23 protein-coding genes and 3 tRNA genes are annotated in these 23,996 nt (G+C 68.1%); 12 read left to right on the top strand and 14 right to left on the bottom strand.

Annotation, left to right across the window (positions count from 1 at the left end; translation table 11 throughout):
- Positions 1-101 precede the first annotated feature (101 nt).
- Complete coding sequence (locus ACZ4N4_RS03940; protein WP_467584123.1) at positions 102-1,418, top strand: RNA polymerase sigma factor; 1,317 nt, start codon at positions 102-104, stop codon at positions 1,416-1,418.
- Between the two features lie 136 nt (positions 1,419-1,554).
- On the opposite strand, the gene ACZ4N4_RS03935 is transcribed toward ACZ4N4_RS03940, so the two are convergent.
- The 4 genes from ACZ4N4_RS03935 to ACZ4N4_RS03920 form a co-directional block, all read right to left on the bottom strand.
- Positions 1,555-3,483, bottom strand: a complete 1,929-nt coding sequence (locus ACZ4N4_RS03935) for an ABC transporter ATP-binding protein (protein ID WP_467584120.1) — start codon at positions 3,481-3,483, stop codon at positions 1,555-1,557.
- On the bottom strand, positions 3,483-5,216 hold the full coding sequence (locus ACZ4N4_RS03930; protein WP_453572999.1) for an ABC transporter ATP-binding protein: 1,734 nt from the start codon (positions 5,214-5,216) through the stop codon (positions 3,483-3,485). The genes ACZ4N4_RS03935 and ACZ4N4_RS03930 overlap by 1 nt, the downstream gene beginning before the upstream one ends.
- Positions 5,217-5,367: 151 nt before the next feature.
- Positions 5,368-6,822, bottom strand: coding sequence for a xylulokinase (locus ACZ4N4_RS03925; RefSeq protein WP_453573002.1), 1,455 nt, complete (start codon positions 6,820-6,822; stop codon positions 5,368-5,370).
- 173 nt (positions 6,823-6,995) lie between these two features.
- Positions 6,996-7,301, bottom strand: a complete 306-nt coding sequence (locus tag ACZ4N4_RS03920) for a YtxH domain-containing protein (protein WP_453573004.1) — start codon at positions 7,299-7,301, stop codon at positions 6,996-6,998.
- A 144-nt stretch (positions 7,302-7,445) separates the two neighbouring features.
- On the opposite strand from ACZ4N4_RS03920, the gene ACZ4N4_RS03915 reads away from it, so the two are divergent.
- The 3 genes from ACZ4N4_RS03915 (at position 7,446) to ACZ4N4_RS03905 (ending at position 7,862) form a co-directional block, all read left to right on the top strand.
- Positions 7,446-7,518 (top strand) — tRNA-Asn (locus ACZ4N4_RS03915).
- Positions 7,519-7,523: 5 nt separating this feature from the next.
- Positions 7,524-7,596: transfer RNA gene (locus tag ACZ4N4_RS03910), tRNA-Asn, on the top strand.
- A 189-nt stretch (positions 7,597-7,785) separates the two neighbouring features.
- Positions 7,786-7,862, top strand: a tRNA-Ile gene (locus tag ACZ4N4_RS03905).
- Positions 7,863-7,985: 123 nt separating this feature from the next.
- On the opposite strand, the gene ACZ4N4_RS03900 is transcribed toward ACZ4N4_RS03905, so the two are convergent.
- Together ACZ4N4_RS03900 and ACZ4N4_RS03895 are read right to left on the bottom strand one after the other, a co-directional pair.
- Positions 7,986-8,678 carry a tyrosine-type recombinase/integrase gene (locus ACZ4N4_RS03900; RefSeq protein ID WP_467584115.1) on the bottom strand — a complete coding sequence of 231 codons (693 nt, stop codon included), beginning with the start codon at positions 8,676-8,678 and terminating at the stop codon, positions 7,986-7,988.
- The gene (locus ACZ4N4_RS03895; protein ID WP_467584112.1) at positions 8,641-9,186 is read right to left on the bottom strand and encodes a hypothetical protein; all 546 of its coding nucleotides are present in this window, start codon (positions 9,184-9,186) and stop codon (positions 8,641-8,643) included. The genes ACZ4N4_RS03900 and ACZ4N4_RS03895 overlap by 38 nt, the downstream gene beginning before the upstream one ends.
- Positions 9,187-10,443: 1,257 nt before the next feature.
- Between ACZ4N4_RS03895 and ACZ4N4_RS03890 the strand changes: the two genes are divergently transcribed.
- From ACZ4N4_RS03890 to ACZ4N4_RS03875, 4 genes are all read left to right on the top strand, one after another.
- The gene (locus ACZ4N4_RS03890) at positions 10,444-11,013 is read left to right on the top strand and encodes a hypothetical protein (RefSeq protein WP_467584110.1); all 570 of its coding nucleotides are present in this window, start codon (positions 10,444-10,446) and stop codon (positions 11,011-11,013) included.
- Positions 11,014-11,064: 51 nt separating this feature from the next.
- On the top strand, positions 11,065-11,559 hold the full coding sequence (locus ACZ4N4_RS03885; RefSeq protein WP_467584108.1) for a hypothetical protein: 495 nt from the start codon (positions 11,065-11,067) through the stop codon (positions 11,557-11,559).
- A gap of 242 nt (positions 11,560-11,801) precedes the next feature.
- Positions 11,802-12,020, top strand: a complete 219-nt coding sequence (locus ACZ4N4_RS03880) for an STAS domain-containing protein (RefSeq protein WP_467584105.1) — start codon at positions 11,802-11,804, stop codon at positions 12,018-12,020.
- Positions 12,021-12,168: 148 nt separating this feature from the next.
- Entirely contained in the window at positions 12,169-12,366 is a 198-nt protein-coding gene (locus tag ACZ4N4_RS03875; protein WP_467584102.1) for a hypothetical protein, read from the top strand.
- A 431-nt stretch (positions 12,367-12,797) separates the two neighbouring features.
- Here the strand turns inward: ACZ4N4_RS03875 and ACZ4N4_RS03870 are convergent, their stop codons facing one another.
- The 3 genes from ACZ4N4_RS03870 to ACZ4N4_RS03860 form a co-directional block, all read right to left on the bottom strand.
- Positions 12,798-13,352 carry a hypothetical protein gene (locus tag ACZ4N4_RS03870; RefSeq protein WP_467584099.1) on the bottom strand — a complete coding sequence of 185 codons (555 nt, stop codon included), beginning with the start codon at positions 13,350-13,352 and terminating at the stop codon, positions 12,798-12,800.
- Entirely contained in the window at positions 13,349-13,771 is a 423-nt protein-coding gene (locus ACZ4N4_RS03865; RefSeq protein ID WP_467584097.1) for a hypothetical protein, read from the bottom strand. The genes ACZ4N4_RS03870 and ACZ4N4_RS03865 overlap by 4 nt, the downstream gene beginning before the upstream one ends.
- Before the next feature lie 1,206 nt (positions 13,772-14,977).
- Positions 14,978-15,166: a hypothetical protein gene (locus tag ACZ4N4_RS03860; protein WP_467584094.1), complete on the bottom strand. Its 189-nt coding sequence runs from the start codon at positions 15,164-15,166 to the stop codon at positions 14,978-14,980.
- Between the two features lie 40 nt (positions 15,167-15,206).
- On the opposite strand from ACZ4N4_RS03860, the gene ACZ4N4_RS03855 reads away from it, so the two are divergent.
- From ACZ4N4_RS03855 to ACZ4N4_RS03845, 3 genes are all read left to right on the top strand, one after another.
- Positions 15,207-16,031 (top strand): hypothetical protein, encoded by an 825-nt coding sequence (locus ACZ4N4_RS03855; protein ID WP_467584091.1) that lies wholly within the window; start codon positions 15,207-15,209, stop codon positions 16,029-16,031.
- Positions 16,032-16,689: 658 nt separating this feature from the next.
- Positions 16,690-18,285: a phospholipase D family protein gene (locus tag ACZ4N4_RS03850; protein ID WP_467584088.1), complete on the top strand. Its 1,596-nt coding sequence runs from the start codon at positions 16,690-16,692 to the stop codon at positions 18,283-18,285.
- A 533-nt stretch (positions 18,286-18,818) separates the two neighbouring features.
- The gene (locus tag ACZ4N4_RS03845; RefSeq protein WP_467584085.1) at positions 18,819-20,468 is read left to right on the top strand and encodes an alkaline phosphatase family protein; all 1,650 of its coding nucleotides are present in this window, start codon (positions 18,819-18,821) and stop codon (positions 20,466-20,468) included.
- A 73-nt stretch (positions 20,469-20,541) separates the two neighbouring features.
- Here ACZ4N4_RS03845 and ACZ4N4_RS03840 read toward each other — a convergent pair whose 3' ends face one another.
- Both ACZ4N4_RS03840 and ACZ4N4_RS03835 read right to left on the bottom strand, forming a co-directional pair.
- The gene (locus ACZ4N4_RS03840) at positions 20,542-21,171 is read right to left on the bottom strand and encodes a type 2 periplasmic-binding domain-containing protein (protein WP_467584082.1); all 630 of its coding nucleotides are present in this window, start codon (positions 21,169-21,171) and stop codon (positions 20,542-20,544) included.
- Between the two features lie 386 nt (positions 21,172-21,557).
- Positions 21,558-21,806, bottom strand: a complete 249-nt coding sequence (locus ACZ4N4_RS03835; RefSeq protein WP_467584079.1) for a hypothetical protein — start codon at positions 21,804-21,806, stop codon at positions 21,558-21,560.
- A gap of 396 nt (positions 21,807-22,202) precedes the next feature.
- Between ACZ4N4_RS03835 and ACZ4N4_RS03830 the strand changes: the two genes are divergently transcribed.
- Positions 22,203-22,481 carry a hypothetical protein gene (locus ACZ4N4_RS03830; protein ID WP_453573024.1) on the top strand — a complete coding sequence of 93 codons (279 nt, stop codon included), beginning with the start codon at positions 22,203-22,205 and terminating at the stop codon, positions 22,479-22,481.
- A 127-nt stretch (positions 22,482-22,608) separates the two neighbouring features.
- Here the strand turns inward: ACZ4N4_RS03830 and ACZ4N4_RS03825 are convergent, their stop codons facing one another.
- Genes ACZ4N4_RS03825 through ACZ4N4_RS03815 form a run of 3 tightly spaced genes read right to left on the bottom strand, consistent with a single transcriptional unit; the run spans position 22,609 to position 23,699 of the window.
- A complete protein-coding gene (locus ACZ4N4_RS03825) occupies positions 22,609-23,088 on the bottom strand; it encodes a DUF5994 family protein (RefSeq protein WP_467584076.1) in 480 nt (159 codons plus the stop codon).
- A 6-nt stretch (positions 23,089-23,094) separates the two neighbouring features.
- A complete protein-coding gene (locus tag ACZ4N4_RS03820; RefSeq protein ID WP_467584073.1) occupies positions 23,095-23,355 on the bottom strand; it encodes a hypothetical protein in 261 nt (86 codons plus the stop codon).
- Between the two features lie 5 nt (positions 23,356-23,360).
- A complete protein-coding gene (locus ACZ4N4_RS03815; RefSeq protein ID WP_467584071.1) occupies positions 23,361-23,699 on the bottom strand; it encodes a hypothetical protein in 339 nt (112 codons plus the stop codon).
- Positions 23,700-23,996: the final 297 nt, after the last annotated feature.

Here is a 23,996-nt window from a genome sequence, read left to right as displayed (position 1 = left end):
TCGAGCGGCCGACAGGATAACCGCGCGGTCACGGACCGGACGCAAAAAGTCACCGCACGCCCCTCGTGGCGGCGATGTGTCTTACCCCACACTGGGGGGCGGTGCCTGAGTCCTCGGAGCGCGGCCGGCCCGTCCCTGACGGGTCCCACACCCCCGCCGTTCCACTCATCGCGTACGGGACGGACAGCGGCGAGGCCGTCGTCTCCGTCCCCGAAGTACCGCTGCCGTACCCCCTGGCAGCGATCATCCTGGAGGTCGCCCCCGTGCAGACCCAGACCCTGACCCAGACCGACAGCACGCTCACGGACGAACCGGAGGCCGACGCCGACATCTACCCCGGCGTACCACCGCAGAGCCGGGTGGCGCTCCACCCCGAGACGGAGACCGAGCTGCCTGCGGAGGCCGAGGGCCCGGCCGTGGCGGAACTCGCGGCCGACATCCCGGAGACCGAGCCCGAGACCGAGCCGGAGCCCGAGCCGGCCGCCGTCGCCCGCGTCGACAACGGCAGCCCCTCCTCCGACCTGTTCCGGCAGTACCTGCGCGAGATCGGCCGTATCCCGCTGCTCACCGCCGCCGAGGAGGTCGAACTCGCCCGCCGTGTCGAGGCCGGCCTGTTCGCCGAGGAGAAGCTGGGAGGCGCCCCGGACCTCGACAGCGAACTGGCCCTCGACCTCGACCGGCTGGTCGTCATGGGCCGCATGGCCAAGCGCCGCCTCATCGAGGCCAACCTGCGGCTGGTCGTGTCGGTGGCCAAGCGGTACGTCGGCCGCGGCCTGACCATGCTGGACCTCGTCCAGGAGGGAAACCTGGGCCTGATCCGCGCCGTCGAGAAGTTCGACTACGCCCGCGGCTACAAGTTCTCGACGTACGCGACCTGGTGGATCCGCCAGGCCATGTCCCGCGCCCTGGCCGACCAGGCCCGCACCATCCGCGTCCCGGTGCATGTCGTGGAACTCATCAACCGGGTGGTGCGCGTCCAGCGCCGGATGCTCCAGGAACGGGGCTACGAGCCGACACCCGAGGAGGTCGCCGCGCACCTGGATCTGGCGCCGGAACGGGTGGGCGAAGTACTGCGCCTGGCGCAGGAGCCGGTGTCCTTGCACGCGCCGGTCGGCGAGGAGGACGACGTCGCCCTCGGCGACCTCATCGAGGACGGCGACGCCGCGAGCCCCGTGGAGTCGGCGGCGTTCCTGCTGCTGCGCCAGCACCTGGACGCCGTGCTGTCGACGCTGGGAGAGCGGGAGCGGAAGGTCGTGCAACTGCGGTACGGCCTGGCCGACGGGCGCCCGCGGACGCTGGAGGAGATAGGACGCATCTTCGGCGTGACACGGGAACGGATCCGGCAGATCGAGTCGAAGACGCTCAACAAGCTCCGGGACCACGCCTTCGCGGACCAGCTGAGGGGCTATCTGGACTGACACCGGGTGCGGGTGCGTGGGGGCCGGCCCAGCCGTGTCCCGCATAGCTGCGGGCAGGCGTGCCGCAGGGCGGCACGGGTGGGCGCAGCGGCACCCTGCAAGTGCCGGTAAGCGTCCCCACCCGTGCCGCACCCGGTCAGTCCACCTCGGCCACCGCCTGCGCGAACTGCGCCTTGTACAGCCGCGCGTACGCCCCGTCGGCCGCCAGCAGCTCGGTGTGCGCGCCCTGTTCGACGATCGAGCCGTTCTCCATCACCAGGATGGTGTCGGCGTCGCGGATCGTCGACAGCCGGTGGGCGATGACGAACGACGTGCGCCCGTGGGCCAGCTTGGCCATCGCCTTCTGGATCAGCACCTCGGTGCGGGTGTCCACCGAGGACGTCGCCTCGTCGAGGACCAGGATCGTCGGGTCGGACAGGAACGCCCGCGCGATGGTGATGAGCTGCTTCTCACCCGCGCTGACACCCGTGCCCTCGTCGTCGATCACCGTGTCGTAGCCCTCGGGGAGGGTACGGACGAACCGGTCGGCGTGGGCCGCCCGCGCCGCCTCCTCGATCTCGCCCCGGGTGACCTCGCGGGAGGCGCCGTACGCGATGTTCTCCGCGATGGAGCCGCCGAACAGCCAGGTGTCCTGGAGCACCATGCCGATCCCGGCCCGGAGTTCGTCCCGGGACATCCGCGTGATGTCGACGCCGTCCAGGGTGATCCGGCCGCCGGAGACGTCGTAGAACCGCATCAGCAGGTTCACCAGGGTGGTCTTGCCGGCGCCGGTCGGGCCGACGATCGCCACCGTGTGGCCCGGTTCCACCGTCAGCGAGAGGTCCTCGATGAGCGGCTTCTCCGGGTCGTACCGGAACGACACGTGCTCCAGGGCCACCCGCCCACGCAGCTCCGCCGGACGCTCGCCCGGTACCGGGTCGGCCTCCTGCTCCTCCGCGTCGAGGAGTTCGAAGATCCGCTCGGCGGACGCGACACCCGACTGCACCAGGTTGGCCATCGAGGCGACCTGGGTCAGCGGCATCGAGAACTGCCGGGAGTACTGGATGAACGCCTGCACGTCACCGATCGACAGCGCGCCGGAGGCCACCCGCAGCCCGCCGACGACCGCCACCAGCACGTAGTTCAGGTTCGACACGAACATCATCAGCGGCTGCATCACACCGCTGTTGAACTGCGCCTTGAACCCGGCCTCGTACAGCGCGTCGTTCTGCTCGGCGAACTGCTGCGCCGACTCCTGCTGCCGGCCGAAAACCTTCACCAGGGTGTGCCCGGTGTACATCTCCTCGACATGGGCGTTGAGCTTGCCGGTGGTGCGCCACTGCTGCACGAAGTGCGGCTGCGAGCGCTTGCCGATGCGGGTGGCGACGACGAACGACAGCGGCACGGTGGCCAGGGCCACCAGCGCCAGGATCCAGGACACCCAGAACATCACCGCGAGCACGCCGATGATGGTGAGCAGCGAGTTGATGAGCTGGCCCATCGACTGCTGGAGGGTCTGGCCGATGTTGTCGATGTCGTTGGTCGCCCGGGACAGCACCTCGCCGCGCTGCCGCTTGTCGAAGTACGACAACGGGAGCCGGGACAGCTTCCCCTGGACGTCCTCGCGCAGCCGGTACATCGTGCGGTTGACGGACCGGTTGACCAGCCGGGTCGCCACCGCCATCAGCAGGCCGGCGACGACGTAGGTGCAGAGGGCGAACAGCAGGACGTCGCCGACCTGACCGAAGTCGATGCCCTTGCCCGGGGTGAAGTCGGTGCCCTTGAGCATGTCGGCGACGGTGTCCTGGCCCCGCTCGTGCATGCCCTGCAGGACCTGGTCCTTGGTGGGCCCGGCCGGCATCTGCTTGCCGATGACACCGGCGAAGACCAGGTCGGTGGCGCGGCCGAGGATCTTGGGGCCGATCACGTTGAGGGTGACGCTCGCGACCACACAGAACAGCAGCACACAGATGGTGAACCGTTCGGGTTTGAACCGGGCGAGAAGCCGTTTGCCCGAGTTCTTGAAGTCCATCGAGCGCTGGTCGGGGCCGCCCCCGGCCATCATGCGTCCCATGGGCCCGGCCATCAGGCGGCCTCCGCTTCCGTCAGCTGGGAGAGCACGATCTCCCGGTAGGTCTCGTTGCCTGCCATGAGTTCGTGGTGGCGGCCGGTGCCGACGACCCGTCCCTCGTCGAGGACGACGATCCGGTCGGCCTCCCTGATGGTCGCCACCCGCTGGGCGACGATGACGACGGTCGCCTCGGCCGTCTCCTCCGCGAGGGCGGCGCGCAGGGCCGCGTCGGTCGCGTAGTCGAGGGCGGAGAAGGAGTCGTCGAAGAGGTAGATCTCCGGGCGCTGCACCAGCGTGCGGGCGATGGCGAGACGCTGCCGCTGGCCGCCCGAGACGTTGGTGCCGCCCTGGGCGATGGGCGCGTTCAGTCCGCCCTCGAGCTTCGCCACGAAGCCCTTGGCCTGCGCCACCTCCAGCGCGTGCCACAGTTCCTCGTCGGTGGCGTCCGGGTTGCCGTACCGCAGGTTGGTCGCGACCGTCCCGGCGAACAGGTACGGCTTCTGCGGCACCAGCCCCACCGTCTTGGCGAGCAGCTTCGGATCGAGACCCGAGACGTCCTCCCCGTCCACGAGGACCTGACCGTCCGTGGCGTCGAAGAGCCGCGGCACCAGGCCGAGCAGGGTGGACTTGCCGCTGCCGGTGGAGCCGATCACGGCGGTCACCTCGCCGGGCCGGGCCACCAGGTCGACGGCCTTGAGCACCGGCTCCTCGGCACCCGGATAGCGGAAGCCCGCGCCCCGGATCTCCAGGTGCCCGTGCCGGCGCAGCTCGACGACCGGCGCGACCGGCGGCACGACACTGGACTCGGTGTCCAGGACCTCCTCGATGCGCTCGGCACAGACCTCCGCACGCGGCACCATCATGAACATGAAGGTGGCCATCATCACGGACATCACGATCTGCATCAGGTAGGCGAGGAACGCCGTCAGATCGCCGATCGCCATGTCACCGCTGTCGATGCGGTGGGCGCCGAACCACACCACCGCGATCGAGGAGACGTTCACCGTCGTCATGACGATGGGGAACATCAGCGCGAGCATGTTGCCGGTGGCCAGCTGCATCTCGGTCAGGTCCTTGTTGGCCTTCCCGAACCGGCCCTGCTCGTACTCGTCGCGGACGAACGCGCGGATCACCCGGTTGCCGGTGATCTGCTCGCGCAGCACCCGGTTCACCGTGTCGAGGCGCACCTGCATGGCCCGGAACAGCGGACGCAGCCGGCGCACGATCAGGGCGACGGAGACGGCCAGCACCGGGACGACGGCGACCAGTACCCCGGACAGCGGAACGTCCAGGCCGAGGGCGAGCACGATGCCGCCGACACACATGATGGGCGCCGACACCATCAGCGTGAACGTCATCAGAACCAGCATCTGGACCTGCTGTACGTCGTTGGTCGTACGGGTGATGAGAGAGGGCGCGCCGAAGTGACCCACCTCACGTGACGAGAAGGACTGCACCCGGTCGAAGACGGCGGCCCGCACATCCCGGCCGAGCGCCGACGCGGTCCGGGCGCCGTAGTACACCGCACCGATGTTGCACACCACCTGTGCGAGCGAGATGCCGATCATCAGGGCGCCGAAGGACAGAATGTAATCCGTGTCACCCTTCACGACGCCGTTGTCGATGATGTGTGCGTTGAGCGTGGGCAGGTAGAGGGTGGCGCAGGTCTGCAGGAGTTGCAGCAGCACCAGGATGGAGATCGGTTTCCTGTAGGGCCTGAGATAGGTCCGCAGAAGTCGTATGAGCACGCTACGTCTCTCGGAGTCGGCGGTGGGGGCGGGGTCGCTTGCCCGAAAGGCGGGGTCGCTTGCCCTAGGCCCCTATCGTCCGACACTCCACCCGCGTTACCCCAACCGATTAACCCGACAGCGGATGTCCCGCGGCACTGCGGGCGCGCGATTACGACCGGAACGCCCCCGGATGCGTCTGTTCGCGCACCGACACGAACTGCTGTCGCACCGCCTGCCCGACGGCCAGCTCGTCCCCGGGATCCAGCACCTGCGCCGCCGCACCCTGCCAGACGGGCGGGGTACGCGGATCCAGGGTCCCCTGCGAGACCCCGAGCGCCCAGGCCGCCTGCCGGGCCGCCCCGATCGCCGCGTAGTCCGCCGGCTGCGGTACGACGACCTGCGCGCCGAACAGCATCGGCGCCGCCGCCTGTACGGCCGACAACTCGGCTGCCTGGCCCAGCAGGAAGATCCGCCGCACCTCCACACCCCGGCCGCGCAGCACGTCCAGCGCGTCGGCGAGCCCGCACAGCATGCCCTCGAAGGCGGCGCGCGCGAGGTGCTCGGCCTTCATGGACTCCCGGCGCAGCCCGGCCAGCGTCCCGGCGGTGTGCGGCAGGTTCGGCGTCCGCTCGCCCTCCAGGTACGGCAGCATGACCAGCCCGTGGGAGCCGGGCGTCGACTTCATCGCCAGGTCGGAGAGGCTCTCCAGGTCCGGAAGACCGAGCAGCTCGGCGGTCCCGCGCAGCGTCCGTACGGCGTTCAGGGTGGTCACGACCGGCAGGTGCATCCCGGTGGCGTCGGCGAGCGAGGTGATCATCCCGGAGGTGTCGGCGAGCGCCTCCGGGTGCACGGCCATCACGGACCCGGACGCGCCCAGGGACACCACGGCGTCCCCGAAGCCCAGCCCCAGCCCGAAGGCGGCGGCCATGGTCTCGCCGGTGCCCGCGGAGATCAGCAGCCCCTCCGGAGTCGTACCGGCGGCGTCCGAGGGGCCGATCACCTCGGGCAGCATGGCCTGATGGCCCAGGGCGAGTTCGACGAGATCGGACCGGTAGCCGCCGGTCGCGGCCGACCAGTACCCGGTCCCGGAGGCACCCCCGCGGTCGGTGGTCCTGCGGACCGGCCGCCCGAGCAACTGCCACACCAGCCAGTCATGGGCCTGCAGCAGTGCGGCGGTCCGCCGGGCGTTCTCCGGCTCGGCCTTCGCCAGCCAGCGCAGCTTGGTCACCGGCTGCGCGGCCTGCGGCACGCACCCCACCGCCTGCGCCCAGGCCTCCCGGCCGCCGAGCCCGTCGATGAGATCGGCGGCCGCGACCTGGGCGCGCCGGTCGCCGCCGACGATCGCCGGGCGCACGGTGTTGCCCTGGGCGTCCAGCGGGATCAGCGCGTTCTGCTGCGCGGAGACGCCGATGGCCTGCACGCCCTCCAGGAGCCCGCCGCCGGCCGCCTCGCCGAGGGAGAGCAGCCAGGCCTGCGGGTCGACGTCGCTGGGGCGCGCCGCGCCGTCCGGCGTGTCGACCGGGTGCGGTGCGTATCCCTGGCGGAGCACCGCACCCGTGTCCGTGTCGCAGACCACGATGCGAGTGAAATCCGGTGAGCTGTCCAACCCGGCGACTATCCCCATACCCGAAATTCTGCCGCACGCGCCGCTGTGGTTTGGCCGAGGGCGCCGTAGGGGTTCGCGTGGTTCCGCGGGCGCGGGCGTGTCGGGGCTCGTCGCGCCCACGCGGCGGAGCCGCACATGGCACAGCCCCGCGCCTCTGGGAGGTGCGGGGCGGCCGTGCTGCCGGGCGGGCGCTACGTGTTGCTGGTGCCCCAGTCGTCCCCGGCTGCGCCGTTCGTGTTGCGCTCGCGCAGGGAGCGGACCCGGGCGGTCACCGAGTCGGGCATCCGGTCGCCGACCTTTGCGCTGACCGAGTGGAATGCCTTGCCGGCGTAGACCCGGCCCTGCTGGGCGGCGGTCTCGGCGGTGTTGCGGACCGCGGGGTTCTGGGCGACCTGGCGGGCGGACTTCTTCAGCTGCTCGTATCGCTCGCGTCCGGCCCTGGTTCCCAGCACGTAGCCCAGAGCGAGCCCGGCGACGAACGTGAGCTTGTAGCGCATGGCGGCCACCCTTCCCTCGGGGGGAGTCTTGTCGGGGAGTACCGATTGGCGGAGCACCCCCCTGCTTGCGCTAATGTATGTGTCGCAGCGAGCGGGCGCCCCCTGGCGAATACCCAGGTAGGTACGTTCGATGCAACGAGGCATTCCTCCGTAGCTCAATTGGCAGAGCAGCCGGCTGTTAACCGGCAGGTTACTGGTTCGAGTCCAGTCGGGGGAGCTCGGTCCTCCGTAGCTCAATTGGCAGAGCAGCCGGCTGTTAACCGGCAGGTTACTGGTTCGAGTCCAGTCGGGGGAGCATGCTGAACGAGGACCCCTGCGGGGGTCCTTTTTCATGTCCGTTCCGTGTCCGCGGGAACCGCTGGGCCTGCGCCGATGTCCTCAAGGTCGTGAACGTCCGCAGAAGCCGACCATCCGAAGCAGGAGATCGTATGAGCGGCTATGCTGCGGCAGACGGCGCGCACACTTGTACGCGACACGCCGCTATGGGGCGGTAGCTCAGCCGGTTAGAGCAGCGGACTCATAATCCGTCGGCCGTGGGTTCGAGTCCCACCCGCCCCACCACTCGCTACGCGAGAAGAACCGTTCTGAACAGGCGCTTTCCTGGTCGGGGCGAGAGTGTGAGGGCCCTGGCTACCCTGCCGTGATCATGATTTCATGATCGTCTGGGCACATTCTGGACGCAGGTCACGCGGCGCGTGAACGAGCCCTCTTCTGCCTGTTGTTGCGGCGGAGAGGAGCGGGACGCGAGGTGTCCCACCCCGCGATGCTCGGCGTCTCCGGTCGTGCGAGCGTGAAGCGGAGGGGGGCGAACTCCTGGCGCTGGTCTCCCTGGTACTGGTCGTTGAAGTTCTCGATCCGGACCAGCTCTGGATCGTTGCTCGTGCAGTGATCGCGCATCCACTTCACGGCGGCATTGGCGGCGTCGTCCTGGCCCCGGCCGGCGAGGGTGACCAGGCCGAGGAGATCGGAGTCGGGTCGGGTCTGGGCGCCTACGGACCAGTCCTCACCCGCCTGGCGCGCGCCGTGGGCGAAGAAGACGGCGAGGCCGCCCTGCCAGGTCGCCTCGGGGATCTCCAGCGGCGTGTGCACCTTGTAGGGGACTTCGCGGGGGACTACGGCGATGACCGACTCGGCCTCGGCCCGCATCATCTCGGGCAGGACGCTGGTGTAGGTGTCGGAGGTGATCTGGCGTGAGGAGTGCCCCAGCTTCTCCTGGACCACCTTGATGTCGTTCCCGGCGAGCAGGGAGAGCGTGGCTGCCAGGTGGCGTAGGTCGTGGAGGCGGACCGGCGGCAGGCCGGACAGCTCCACGAGACGGGTGAAGCGTCGGGAGATCCAGTCAGGGTGCAGCGCCTCGCCGTTCTCGTGCGTCCACACGCGACCGGTCTCGACGTAGGCAGCTCCCCACTCCTGGCGCGATCCGGAGCCAGAGAGCGTCGATGCTGACCTCCGTCCACGGCACCGCGGCCATCTCGCCGCGGCGGGGGCCGAGGAAGATGAACGAGTGCCACAGCTCGTAGAGCCAGTCGTCCTTGACGAAGTCGAGGAACTCCCCGGTCGGCTTGGGTGTCCAGACCATGACCGGGCCGGGCTTCTCTCCGGTGCGCTTCCAGTGCTTGATGCGCTCTGGGGTCCAGACGATCGGCTTCGGCCGTGTGACCGACGGAAGCTCGACGAGCTGCGACCAGTTCTTGGCGAATGCCTGCTCGCGCTTGATCCCCCAGGTGAGCGCCGAGCTGAGGGTGTCGTTGATGCGGCGCATGGTTGCGGGGGAGGTGATCTTTCGCAGGCCCCTGCGCCCCTCGCGTAGAGCCTTGTTGGCCTCCAGGAAGGCTTGCCGGTACGGACGGCTTTCTTCCCTCTTGGCGTAGCCAGCGGTCTTCACCCAGCCCGGTGGGCCTCATCCCGAGCCTCCTGCAGCTCCGTCACGCGGAGCCGGTGGAGGATGCGCTCCGCGTTCTCCCTCTCGATCGCGTCGTACATGAGGTCGAGGTGGCGGACCTTGAGGTCGCGTCGCTTGATGTGCCCCAGGTGGGGGACGAGGTAGTTGTCGAGGTGCTCCTGATAGCCGTGGCGAGTGGTGCGTGCGAGGGACTTCTTCGCCTTGATCCAGCGGAGGAGGAGTCTTCAACCTCTACGCAAACGATTTCAGCGGCAACGGAGTTGCCTACATCAACGGGTACGGCGCTGATACATCGGCCGCCGGATCATCCATCGAGCTGCACGTCCGCGACGCTCCGTCCGCATCCGCCCAGGCCACCGCCAAGCTCACATCCAGCGGATTCGCGATCGACCGAGACCTCAGCGTCTACGGCAAATCCCAGGGTCGCGGATTTGTCGCACAGAAGACGCTGACCGCGAACGTCACCTTCTCCAGCACGGAGACGGCGCTCATCACCACCGGCAGCATCACGTTCAAGACCGGCCGTGCCTACCGTGTCTCCCTCTGGGCACTGCACAACGCGGCCAGCGACAGCTATGCGCTATATCGAATCCGTAAGAACACCGTGTCCGGAACGATCTACAAGGACCAGATACGAGTCAACAACCTGCAAGCCTCCACAGCGAACGCAGCCGTTTCCGTGCAGAGCATTCTGACCAACTCCACGGGCAGCGACGTCACGGCCGCACTGTGCTGGACCGGAACTCAAGGCGGAGTCGCACAGACGTGGACGCTCGCAGCCAGCAGCAGCAACGTCGCCTACCTCTTGGTGGAGGACTGCGGCTCCGCCGACGAGGCGGTCGAAGGGCGGCCGCTACATCCCTTATCGATGTCATGCAGGGGTGCGTGCCAAAAAGCTCTCATTCTGCTGCGGAGTGGTCATCCACTCCTCCATGATGAGCTCCGCTCCTACGTCCGGTACTTGGAGGACCGATGTCAGAAGCGGAACCTCAGCCCCCGAATCTCAGCGAGATGCGGTTGTGGATCGACCGATTGAGGCGAGATTACGAGTCCGCCGCCCTCCAAGGTCGGGTTCCGTTGTCGCGGCGGGAGCAGCGGGCCTTCCGTAGGCGGCTGCAAGAACTGCGAAGGACATGCGAGGGCGACGCTCACGGCCAAGGCGCTGACCGGCTGAGGGAGTTGCTTGCGTGTGGCGTCATCCGGTACGGATTGGGAGACGTTTCCTCACGGGCAGGAAGGTTGCCCGAACAGGTCGCCGTCGACTTTGCTACCTTCGCGCTGTGGCCCATCGTTGAGGCCCCGAAGCTGCCGGAGGACTGGGCTGAGGCGCTTCAGCGCATCACATCCGAACCGGTGGCGCGGATCGTGATGCACGCAAGGCTGTCCCGCCATCAGGGTTCTCCTATGACTGTCATGCAGTTCAGCCGCACCCTGGCCGCAGTTCCCGTCGCGGCTGGAATTCTGGCGCTTCTGCACGATCTAAACGATCCCCGCCGGGGCGGTTCGGCTCTCACCGCAGTGTCGTTGGCCCACAACGGATCCCGCCCGCCGCTCGGTTCGTCGGCGAAGACGTTGGCGCTGTGGACGCTGGCCGCTGCGGCCTCCGGAATCGTGGGCGACAAAGCTGACGCCGAAGTCACTGGTTTCTGGGACTGGATGGTGGCGAACGTGACGGATTCTCATCACTCCGCAGGTTCCTCCCACGGCTCTGGGGACGGGCCAGACATGTCCAATCAGGGATCTCATCACAAAAATAATCAAGGGGAAGGACTCGTAAAGATGATCGAGAATTTCTTTCACGGGAACTGAACGTACGAGATTAGCCGCACATCATGTGACGGCAGAAATGAGTGGTGAGCTGTGCGCGGAATTGAGAATTATCTTCTAGGCGCCGTTATTTTGGGTGTCGCCTCGCTGGTGCTCAATCTGATCCTAATTTTACTGTCATTCGGCAACATGCGTGCCATCCTGTTTCTGCGGAAAGTGAGGGTGATCCTGGCTGACGTCCCCGGGGCTGTTCCGCTCAGCTGTACCAATGGCAAAGTCTCGGCCGTCACGCTGAACACGGCGACCAACCGAGAGGAGGAGACGTACATATATACCGGCGTGCTGACCTGGAGCAATGGCACACGCCTCACCTCGCGAGTGCGAAAGCAGGCGAAGCGACAGTATTCCATGCGTGCTGGCATGTTCGCATTCCTCTTCGTCCCTCTGGCCCTGATCGGGATATGGCTGCTGCTCTGGGTGGATGTGAAGGGTGGGTTGATTATTTTGACTCTCCTAATATTTCATCAGTTCGTCCCATTTAAGATCTGGATGTACCCAGGGCTTGCCGAGCTCCTGGAAAGAGAATGACGAACGAGAATGTGAAAGTGATGGCAGATCACCTGGCTGGGAATCGGGGAGACGTACCCGGCCAGGATTGGTGGTGGACCTGAGGGCTTGCTCGTTCAAGATGCAAGCTTGGGTCAACCAGGTGAGGGGATCGGGTAAGCAGGCTGAACCTTTCATGCCGTTGGTTGCGGTCATCAGGCGATCCAAAAATCAATGAGACTAGATGCCCGGGGTGTGCCCTCGATCATCGAGCAGTCGTCCACATGGATGATCGCGGGCTCGGGCCCGCGTGGTGTGCGCCTCTGCTGGACGACGACGCCTCCGGGATCACGTTCGCCGACTCGACCTTTCTGAATCTGCTGCTGCGCGTCCATCGGCTGACTCAGCTGTGCGTCGCCGCACCAGCCGAGCAGTTGAGGCGGATCCTGGAGATAACCGGTGTCATTGACGTCCGAGCGTCAATAGGCGACGCGGTGACGTGACCAGGCCCCAAAGCTCGATCCGTACATACCTCACCCCTGGCTATCTTTCCCCTGGTCACCGGCCGTCCGACCGATCCCGATCACGACGACGGCCTGCTGGACTCGGATGGATGGTGACCAGAAACGGCCCAAGATCGTTCATCCCTGCATGAACAACACCAAGCGCGTACTTGTCGCCCTCACTCTTGCGGGAGCTGTCCTGACCACGTCGGGAGCTGCCCACGCCGGGACACCCACCGCAACGGCGAACAGCCACGCCAGGGCCAACCCGGCTCCCGCCGAAGGGTGGAACATCCTCGGGATCAATCTCAGCGAGGTCCTCCACGGCCTCGGCCTCGGCGTCTAGCTCCTCGGCAACGCCTGCGGCCAAAACCTCAGCCGGGTTGCGCGGCGGCCCTGCCGTCGCGCGGACGAGATCGAAGGACGGGCAGAGATGAGCCCCTGCCGTGAACCGCCCGGCGGGGGCTCGCCTGGCAGTCACTCCTCGGCCGCGGAGGGCTTTCCCTTCAGGTCCGTCCGCCACCCGGGCGCGTGATCAGCTGCCGGAAGTACGGGGCGGCAAGCCTGTAGCCGACGGCGTTGGAGCTGCCGGCCTTTGATCCAGCGTGGAGCCGAAGAGGCTCAAAGACCTGGTCGCTCCACCTGGCCCCGACGTGCCCAGAAGGATGGTTCGACGTCGGCGGGCCGCTCTGCCTGTACGCCGATCCGCCCTTCGGCCTACACGAAGCAGGGAGAGCTCCCGGTGAGGGCTTCATCCTCCATGCGGGAGATTACGTCTCATCGGCGCACAGTGAAGAAGGCCAACCCCTGCCGGTCCGAGTCCTGGGCTTGTCCGCTGGCCGCGACGATAGCGAGTTGCACACCGACTTTGCTGATCCATTCGTCCTGCGGAATGCGGATCTCGCCGGTAAACGAACCATCGTCTGTTGCGCGAAACTGGCCAAGTTGCGGACTCATTGGATCCTGGCAGAGCACCTGCACGATGTTTCCCGGTTCGAAGCCGCGGCCAGAGACGTGCACAGAGGATCCCTGTGGACCGGACGTTGGTTCGATGGTGATTTCTGTGCTTATGGGGGAAGAGTCTGCCGGCCCTGCCTTGTCGTTGGTCACGCGAATAACGAGCCATGTGACGGAAAGGATCGCGACAACGGCGACTGCGACCAGCATTACTAGATGAGATGCACCCATCTGCTTGAATATATGCTTGTTGCGTGACCTGTTCACGTTCATGTCACCGTGTGCCATATACGCTCTGCCGTTGTCGCGCACCGAGGCGTAGGTACCGGGTTGATCGGGCTCCTCGTGTGGGGACGAGGGCGGCACCTGTGTCATGACGGACCCTCATTGATTGTCATGTCGCGGGCCGACATGTATGCCTTGCCGTGACCGGAGACCTTGGCGTTCATCTTGATCTTGGCGATCCCGGCGGCCTCGGTGTCCGGCAACAGCGGCGTCAGCTCCTCATCAAGTACGCGCTGCAACTCGGCGCCCAATGCGGGGTCCGCCGTAAGGAGTCGACGGAGTCGTCGCTGCCAATCGCCGATCAGTGCCTCTTCGACCGACTGGTCGCCGACCGCCATGGCCTCCCTCATCTGGGTGCGGCCGTAGATCAGTTCCGCGTCAATGGCCGGCACCTCTTCTGGATGGCGCTGCTGCCAAAACGCCACCACCGTCTGGCGGGCCTGCTCCCAAGCTTGCGTAGTCATTGTCCCCACCACTGCGGAAGCCGCAGCGAGCGTCAAAGCGTCCACGCTCATTCCCCCGTCGCACTTCAACCCGGAACCTCAGGGTAGCGACGCGATAGCGTTCCGTGTAGGGCCTTGTTTGAAGTGGTCCCCTTCTCTATCGCGGGAGGGAAGTCGACCGGTGGGCTGCGGCTCGCCTCGCGTGAGCGGGTACGGCCACGCGCCAACTCTCCCGGGGAGGGTTCATCCTCCATACCGTGCGTCCGAAGTCGCGGCCTGCCCGATCCCTTCAGCTTGCACTGGAACATGGCGACTGAGCTGGATATGCTGACAAGACAACGTCTGGCCTGCGGAAACGGCTACTGAGGCTTCGCCCCGAGCAGAGGGGCGGAGCCTCTGAGCGTTTGAAGGTAAATCCGCTGCTCTTGGTTTTTGAGTCCTTCGCTCAGCTGGGAGGACGCCCGCTGTGGCAGCCATACTCCAGCCACCCGGGACGTGTTCTGGACGCAGGTTGGACACAAGGATCGGAAAAGACTGACAAGGGCCGCGAAGGACTGAGGTGCCAAACGGCGCCTGACCTGGGAGAACGGCCAAGATGAGCATTGATCGACAAGGGTCGCCAAGATCCTCAAAGGACTCATAATCCGTCGGCCGTGGGTTCGAGTCCCACCCGCCCCACCAGTGCAGGTCCCTGAGCTGCGGAAACATTTATTTTCGGGTGTCGGGGCGTCAACTTCGCCTGAACGGACTGAATCCGCTGCTCGTGAGTTTGGTGCACCTTGGTCTGCGTCGGCTGATGTCCTTCCGACCTGCATGGACGTGCAGTCAGCGGGGTGAGTTCGGCTGAGCTCTGCTGCGACAGGTGCAGGTATTGAGGCCATCCTGAGGCCAAAGGTGTCGGGAGAGTGCCCCGGCTACCGCCAGGCCGTCGCCGAATCCGGCAAGATCACGCTCGGACGGTGTTCCATCGTCTCGGCGACACCGCCCGGGCCGGCTCACAGGGACCGCCGGGACTGAAAGCGGCCACACGGCGATATGCCGGGCCGGCGCCTGGCGTGAGCGGTGCGGGCACGGGAGCGGTTCCTGGTGAGGTTCACCGCAGGCGCTGATCACACCGCGATGGGCCAGGAGGGTTGCCGGGGCTGCGGCAGCCAGGAGCCTTGGTGACGTCGCCGTCGGTGGCGAACAGACACGGGTCCGCTGTCACCAGTTGTCACTGGTGGCAGCGCACCCGATCGTCGGCCGGAAGGGGGCTCGGCCCGTCGGCTCAGGTCAGCCGAGGGCTTGTTTGTACGTCCAGCTGCCCGAGGCGATCACAGTGGTCGGCGTGCCGATCGCGCTGCGGCCTCCTGGATAGAAGCGGGCCGAACCGTCGGCCATGAGCGCCCAGATGTCCGGGATCTTGTCTCCGTTGGCGTCCGGTGTGCGCGGGAAGGTCCTGTCCGAGGGCCCGGCCTGCATTCTGGGCGGCGCCTGCTGAGGCGCCAGGAAGGTGAGCGAAATGTACGTCTACATCGAAGCTTCCTTCGACATCGCGGCTCCGGACGGCCCGGGCGAATCGCTGGCGCAGTGGTTCCGCGCTGCACGCGCCCGGCTGTTCGGGGGCTTGGTGGAGGCGGAAGCGGCAGGTGGTGGGGAGGTCGTCTCCGAAGCGCGGGTCATCCGGCACATCGACGACTCCCCCCGTCGCTTCCCCAAAGTCGGAGAGACTTGGGAGCAGTTCGAGGAGGGCCTCGCCGCGTTCCCGTGGGGCGCGGGACTCACATTTCTCACGGACGACGGGGAACCGGATGAACTGGGGCGAGCGAACTCGTATCACGTTCTGGCGGACGGTTCCATCTGGCGGGCGTTGGCTTCGGCGAGCGTGGACTCTCCTGACGACGCCGAATCCTGCGCCGCGCTGGTGGACTTCCTGCGCGCTGCGCTGGACGCGAGCAACCCCACATTCGGGCGCATCGAGTGGCGCAACTTCAACGAACTCACCAACCTTGATGCCGTACTCCGGCGGAAAAGGCGCACGTCACTCCGCGAGAGCCGACAGTTCCTGCGGGGCTACGCCTGGGCGACGGTCTGTCCGGCGGAGCTGGCGGCACGGCTCGGCGGTGCCGCTTCGCTGGAGAGCTCGGGGGCCTTTCACCGGGTGGTCCCGCTGCGGGCGGGGGGTGTGCTGCTGCAGGCTTCGGAGACTCTGGGCGGGTACACGGACCAGGTGATGGAGCGGGTGTTCGAGACGCTGGCTCCCGTGCTGCCGCCGGGCGAGCCTCACCCGGACCCGGCGTACCCGGAAATGCGGTTCGTGCCACGTGATGCCGCTGGAGTCCGCTGAGCTGCCACAGCATGGACGTGCATGGACAACGACACGCGGTCGGGCATCCTTCTGGATCCTGCATGGGGCGCTGTGCCACGGGCCACGCTGGCGCGTTCTGATCGAGACGTTCGCCGTTGCCCTCCCCGGGGTCGTGAAGGGCCGGCGGTTGGTCGATGGGGTGGCGTCAGCCAGGCTGGAGTCGGCCGTGGTCGCAGGTGTATTCCGCACAGTCCCGCGAAGCGTCATGCTCGACCGACGCGCGCCGGTCGCTGTGGAGCCGGCCCGGGACCTGGGCTCCGGTGACCCCCCCCCCGCGAGGAAGGGGGCGTGGACGCGACGCTCCGCAGCCTCGCACAGACACCGATGGGGCCGCGGCTCCTGATCGGTGTCGAGATCGGGCTCGTTCTCTTCGTGCCCACGCCCCGGCCCGTCGGCGCCGCCTGCGAAACGGTGACCCAGGCCGGGGCGGCGGGTTTCAGCACTTCTTTGCGGGCTACTCGTCGGACGTGTCCAGACGCTACGGCGGCAACCCCGCGGGGACGGCAGCCTCCGCATCGCGGACATCACGGAACCATGCTGCCGAGACGCCCGCCCCCGGAGCATCTGACAGCGGCCTGGGCACACAGATGACTGATGGACATGCCTGCTTTGCCGGGCGCTGCCCGTGGGAGGGGCCATGAAGCTGGCCGACTGGCTGCTCGCGCCCGGCGAGCGGGGTAACCCCGCGACCCGTCTGGAGAGCCGCCGGCCCGGAGGAGCGGCATGGTCGAGGGGTAACCAGGTACGTCCCCTCGTCCACGGCGCGGTGTACTTCGGTGAACTGCTCAAGGCCGTCCGCGCCCAACAGCCGGGCGACTTGCTGCTGTTCACCGACTGGCGCGGCGACCCCGACGAACGGCTCGACGGCCCCGGCAGCGAGATCGGACAGGTGCTGTGTGCGGCGGCCGAGCGCGGTGTCATCGTCAAGGGGCTGATCTGGCGTTCTCATCTGGACCGCTTCCAGTTCAGCGAACGCGAGAACCGTCACCTCGGTGAGGAGATCAGAGCGGCAGGCGGAGAGTGCCTGCTCGACATGCGGGTGCGCCCGGGCGGCTCGCACCACCAGAAGTTCGTCGTACTGCGCCACCCGGGACGGCCCGAGCGGGACGTCGCCTTCGTCGGCGGCATCGACCTGTGCCACAGCCGGCGCGACGACACCGCTCATCAGGGCGACCCGCTCAGCCAGCCGTTCGCCGCCGCCTACGGGTCGCGTCCGCCCTGGCACGACGTCCAGCTCGCGATCCACGGCCCCGCCGTCGGTGATGTCGAAGCCCACTTCCGCGAACGCTGGGAGGACCCGGCTCCGCTCAGCCGCAGCCCGCTGGGGCGGCTGCGTGAACTCCTGCACCATGAGGACACCACAGCGGACCCGCTGCCTCCGCAGCTGGACGACCCGGAGCCCTGCGGAACGCACACCGTGCAACTACTGCGCACCTATCCGGCCCGCGTCCACGGCTACGACTTCGCCCCGCACGGCGAGCGCAGCATCGCCCGCGGCTACCAAAAGGTCATGCGCCGGGCCCGCTCGCTGATCTACCTGGAGGACCAGTACCTGTGGTCCGCCCAGGTCGTCAGGTGCTTCGCCGAGGCACTGGCCGCCCACCCCGGGCTGCGCCTCATCGCGGTCATTCCCGCCCATCCCGACGAGGACGGGCGGGTGACGCAGGCGATGAACCTCGTCGGGCGGATCAGCGCCCTGAAGTTGCTGCGCCGCGCGGGCGGCGACCGTGTCGCCGTCTACGCGGTGGAGAACCACGCCGGGACTCCCGTGTACGTCCACGCGAAGGTCTGCGTCATCGACGACGTGTGGTCCTCAGTCGGATCGGACAACGTCAACCGCCGTTCCTGGACCCACGATTCCGAGTTGAGCTGCGCCGTTTTGGACGAGGCGATCGATCCCCGTGAGCCACGCGACCCCGGAGGTCTCGGCGACGGCGCCCGCGTCTACCCCCGCGACCTGCGACTCGAACTGGCCCGCGAGCACCTGGACCGCGCTGACCCGCGGGGACTGTGCGACCCGGTGAAGGCCTTCCACGCCTTCTCGGAGTCCGCCGCGGCGTTGGACGCGTGGTACGACGGCGGGTGCCAGGGGCTCCGGCCTCCCGGCCGCCTGCGGACCTACCGCACCCCGCGTGTGTCGCCCACTACGACGGCCTTGGTCACCCCGCTCTACCGACTGCTCGCCGACCCCGACGGCCGCCCTCTGGCGCTCCGCCGCACCAATGAGTACTGAAGCTCCCTGGGCGGACTCTTTCTGACCAGCCGCCACCCCAACGCGTTCACCGTGCTGGTGTTGGTCCGTCAGGGCGGTCAGCGGTGGATAGCCGTACGTGTAGTGCGCCCAGCCGGACATCGTCTTGGTCAGGCCGGAATTGGACGTGCCGAACAGCCAGGGCCAGGGCTGTCCGTAGACGGGGCGGCCGTGCACGATCTGGTGCGCGGCCTGCGCGGTCCGTACGCCTTTGTCGGTGCGGGTGTGCTTCAGCCAGTAACCGCAGATCACCAGGGCCACCGCGAGGACGAGAACTCCGGCGTCCACCCGGACCAGGGCACGCCGACCTCGTACGGCGAGTGCGAGCACCCCGCACACGGGCGGCCATATCCACCTTCACGAGCGTCTCCGTCCTGGGGAAAGCCGGGCCCGCTTGGTGAAGACCCGACCGCTCATTCCGGGCGTGTTCACACATGCGCCGTTTCCGGTACACAAGGCAGGCCTCTGATGGGCCCGGCACCCGCAGCCCGCCCCGAACACCCGGGAGAGACCAGATGTTCAGACGCCACGTCAGGCCCGCAGCCGTCCTCGCCGCCGCCGGGGTTCTGACCGGGGTTACCGCCGCCCAGCCCGCCGCGTTCGCCGCCTCCCACCACCGGGCCGCCGCCCGGCACGTCCTGCTGGTCTCCGTCGACGGGCTGCACCAGTCGGACCTGGCCTGGTACATCGCCAGACACCCGGAGTCCGCGCTGGCCCGGCTGGTCGGCGGCGGCGTGGAGTACACCCACGCCAGGACCACCACGCCGTCCGACTCCTTCCCCGGCATGGTCGCCCAGGCGACCGGCGGCAGCCCCGGCACCACGGGCATCTACTACGACGACACCTACAACGCCGCGCTCCTCCCGGCGGGAACCACCAGTTGCAAGGGCGTCAAGCCCGGAGTCGAGGTGGACCTCACCGAAGACCTGGACAAGAACCAGGCCTCCATCGACGCCGGTCAGGGCCTCGCGGGCCTGCCGGACAGCATCCTGTCGATGACGGGCCACCCGCAGAGCCTGATCAACGCGTCGAAGCTGCCCGTCGACCCGAAGACCTGCAAGCCGGTCTACCCGCACTCGTACCTCAAGGTGAACACGGTCTTCGAGGTGGCCCGCCAGGCGGGTCTGCGGACCGCCTGGTCGGACAAGCACGCCGCCTACGAGATCCTCGACGGCCCCTCGGGTACCGGCGTCCAGGACCTGTTCACCCCGGAGATCAACAGCGACGCCCTCGGCTACGCCGCCGGCAACGACTGGACCACGGACAACAAGGCCACCGAGCAGTACGACGGCTACAAGGTGAAGGCCGTCCTCAACGAGATCGACGGCTACGACCACAGCCGCACCCACAAGGTCGGCACCCCGGCGATCTTCGGCCTCAACTTCCAGTCCGTCTCCACCGCGCAGAAGCTGCCCGCCTCCGACGGCCTCACCGGCGGCTACGCCGCCAAGAACGTCCCGGGCCCGCTGCTGGTGAAGAACCTGGACTTCGTCAACACGGAGATCGGCGCCCTGACCGCCGAGATCCGCAAGCGGCACCTGTCCGGCAGCACCGCCGTCATCCTCTCCGCCAAGCACGGCCAGTCGCCCACCGACCCCGCCGCGCTCACCCGCGTCGACGACGGCCCGCTGCTGGACGGCCTCAACGCCGCCTGGAAGAAGCTGCACCCCGGCGCCGCCGACCTGGTGACGCACGCGGTGGACGACGACGCCATGCTGCTCTGGCTCTCCGACCGCTCCGCGGCCGCCACCGCCTTCGCCAAGACGTACCTGCTCGCACAGAGCGGCACCGGCACCGACATCAACGCCGCGCCCAAGGCCTACACCCACAGCGGGCTCCACAAGGTCTACGCCGGCCAGGCCGCCGCCGACTACTTCCACGTCAAGGCCGGCGACGCCCGGGTCCCTGACCTCCTCGGAGTCGCGCAGTACGGCGTCGTCTACACCGGCGGCACCAAGAAGATCGCCGAGCACGGCGGCAGCCACTCCGACGACCTCGACGTCCCCCTCGTCGTGTCCGGCGCCTCCGGCCGGGGCGGCGTGCGAGACTCCGCGAGCGTGCAGACCAAGCAGATCGCACCGACGATCCTGAGCCTGCTCGGTCTCGACCCGCGCTCCCTCAAGGCCGTGCGCGAGGAGCACACCGCCGTCCTGCCGGTCCGCTGACCTGGTCGTTTACGACTGGCCATGAGGCCGCCCAGGTGATAGTCAGCCGGGCGGCCTCATGCATGGTGCGGGCTCAGCCGATGGACCCGGCCGGGGTCGTGGTCGTCTTGAAGCCCTCGGTCTTGTTGGCCCGTACGGCGAAGTCATTGGTGAACGTCTTGCCGAGGTCCACCGACCCCTTCACGTTGCCGACCAGCTTCCCCGTCGCCAGAGAGGTCTTGGGACCGCCGGCCGGCAGGAGACCGTCCGGGAGGAACTGACCCTTGTCCTCGTTCAGGGCCGAGATGCAGCCGGCCTTGGTCACCAGCTGGTTCGACACGAACGACGCCGGCAGCTTGTCGGCGATGTCGGTCGCGCTGCGGGTGTTGATCCGGTGCATGGTGGCGACGAGAGCGTCGACGACCTTCAGCACCGTGGCCTTGTGCGAGTTCACCCAGTCGGTGCGGGCGAGCACACTGGCGGCAGGGTAGGCACCGCCCATGGCCGCCGTGGCGCCGTCCGTGGTGGCCAGGTCGACCGCGGACGTACCGACGCCCTTCTTCTGGATCGCGGCCACCGTCGGCTGCGTCGTCATCACGCAGTCGACCTTGCCGTTCTGCGGCGCGGCGATGGCGGTGGAGCCCGCGCCGACCCCGATTTCGACGACGTGGGCGACGGGCGTTTGGTCCAGCGGGGTGCACAGCTTCCCCGGCAGTTGTTCCATTCCGGCCAGGGCAAGGGCGCCGTATGGTCCGCGGACAGTGCTCCCGGCATGAGGTACTACGGGACAGACAAGAAGCGCACCCGGCCTACCCCCAGTCCTTCGCCCGGGCCCGGCAGCGGACCCGTCGAGGAGCGCACCCGCACGCCCACGGCGGAGCCCACCCCATCGGCGACCGGGACGTATGGCCCCGGCTCCCCGGTCACCGGCCCTGAGGTGGAGGCCGGCAAGTACGGTCTGGCGGCCATGGTCACCGGCGTGGTGTGGGCGACCATTGGGGCACCGGGAAAGTCCTGTGCATGGGGCGCTGTGCCACGGGCCACGCTGGCGCGTTCTGATCGAGACGTTCGCCGCTGCCAGCCCCGGGGTCGTGAAGGGCCGGCGGCTGGTCAATGGGAGCGTATGGTCTCGGCGTCAGCCGGGCTGGAGTCGGCCGTGGCCGGCAGGCGCATTTCGCACAGTCCCGCGAAGACACTGAGGAGTTCGGTGAGCGGGGCAGGGGCAGGGGCAGGGGGAGCCTCGCCGGAGGCTTCGGCCGGCTCGGCCGGCGGCAGGATGCGGTCCTCCCACCAGGACAGGCCCAGCACGGTGGCGAGCAGGACGAAGGGGGTCGAGGCCGGAACGATCAGCGCGTACATGTGTACCGCCTGTCATGAAATGCGTGCGACGCGGCGGGCAGCAGAACGGTGCCCGCAGGGAGCGCATCCATACCGCGCCAGGATCGAATCGAGTGGCGACGGCGGGTGCCGGAGTCGCCCGTCGGCGACGGGGGCGGATTCCGGTACTGATGCACGAGGTACGCCCTCGGAGGAGCGCGAGAGAAGATCGACGCTGCCGGGGGCTCGGGCCGCACCACGCACGCTAGCCCTCACGGCACTCCCCGGACAGATGTCAAGTGGCCATCCGGTTCCGGCCGGTTCGGGCGGAAGACGCGAACGCGGGTCGCTATCCGTAACCTCCGGGGAGGACTAGGCTGTTCGAACAGGCCCCGGCCCCCGGCACTGAAGCGTTGTTCCGCTCCGGGGAGGCCCGCCGTGTTCGTTCTGCTTCTCGTCCTGACCGTGGTCCTGTTCGGCCTCGGCTTTCTCCATCCCTTCTGGTGGGCGGCCGCGGCAGTGTTGATCTTCGGTATCACCCGCCACGGCCGCGATCGCGGGGGAGGCTGGATCCGTGGCGACGGGTCCGATCTCGGTGACTACCGGGATTACCGGGAGCGCCGGGACCGTCAGGACCGCTGGGACCGCCGCTACAGCCGTCAGAACCGGGCGCGCTGGAGGCGCGAAAACCAACGGGACGAGGAACGCCGCGGGTGACCGGAGAACCGGCCTGGCGGAAGCACACAGTGCACGGTGTGGGAGGACCCCGGCCTGTTGTCCGTGGTGCGGCGGCCGGGGTCCTGGGCTGCGGATCGCGTGAATCGCCCAGCGGCGGGCGGCTACGTCAGTCCGGCGGCCGGGCCGGAGTTATGCCGGTGGCGGCCAGAATCCGCTCGGCCGAGACGGCGTTGTCGTCCTGTACCGCCATGGCCATCGCGGCGCGTGCGGGCGCGGGAGCCGTCCCCGGCGGGATCACCAGGAACAGGAAGTGGTCCTGGTCGCCCCTGGTGACGATCATCGTGCTGTCTTCGATGGCGGACCAGTCGATACGGACCGGATGTCCCTCGACGACCAGGCGGCCCGGTGCGCTGTCCCACCCGCTCGCGTCGAGGCCGACGCGGGCGACGGGGCCCAGCCGGGCGGTCAACGCGATGAGCAGGACGGGAAGCTGGCTCTCAGGGTCGCGCGTCCTCGGCCACCAAGCGCCGTCGAACGTCCCCGTGCGACGGGGCGTCGTCTCCATCCGCAGGACTGCGGTGCCGGGCAGTACCGGCTCACTGCTGGTGTCTGCCAGAAGCCTGACGGGTTGCGTGGCGGAGAGCATGGCGACTCACTTCTCTCCTGCCCGAGTCCGGCGCTGGGGCCGGATCCGTCCGCGTCCCCCGTCGCGGTGGTCACCGGTGCCGCTCGTACCGGCACGACCGCGACCCTTCTGCCAGGCCGGTGGCGCAGGTCCCTGGACGACGGCCCGGGAGCGGCCGTAGGGGAAAGCGCTGATGCGGTCGTCGTGCTGGTTGTTGAGCAGATGGATCAGGAGCACGCCCACGGCCACCATCGCCAGGAGCACGACCACGGTCACGAAGGTCTCCATGGCCATCACATCCCCCGCGCCGGATTCGGTGTCGGAAGAGCTACTGGCCTGATGCCGAGTACCGGAGCGGTGACGGCCGGGATCCGTGGGCGTGCGATCGGAGCGCGCGCCTCGTGGCCTTCTTCGGCATCCCAGACGGCCTGCACGGCCCGGTCGGTCTCCGCCACGGTGCGCAGGCTCGCCGCCTCCTCCATCAGCCGGCCTGTGGTCGACGTGCGCAGTGGGTCACTCGCGGCGGCCATCAGCCAGGCGGCCGAGACGGGAGTCGAGTCCGGACCCCGGGAGCGGGGCCCCCAGACGTCACGCGGCAGTGCCGGTGTCGAACCGGTGAGAGACGACGACATGCGAAGAGAGGGAGAGGAGGGCCGGTGTCCGAGTGTCGGCGGGTACGAAACGGTCGCAGTCATGATGCGAACCCTGCTCCGGACCGGTCAGAACCGGCCCGGCGTGATCAATCGCCGAAAATGACACGAGCATGGAGGCCAGTGTGCGGAATACCCTCGGTAACTCCAGGTTACTCCTCCGGTCGGCCGTACGGACTCCGCCCAGCGGTCGCGGTGCCCCGCGACCGGTTGCCTGGGTCGACACGTCCGAGATGGCGAGTGGATGAACAGATCAGGCGGACCGGTTCACGGACGCGA

Source organism: Streptomyces sp. NPDC026538, assembly GCF_055567535.1.
Note: the sequence above shows the minus strand (reverse complement) of the source record. Positions and strands in the feature narration are given on the sequence as shown.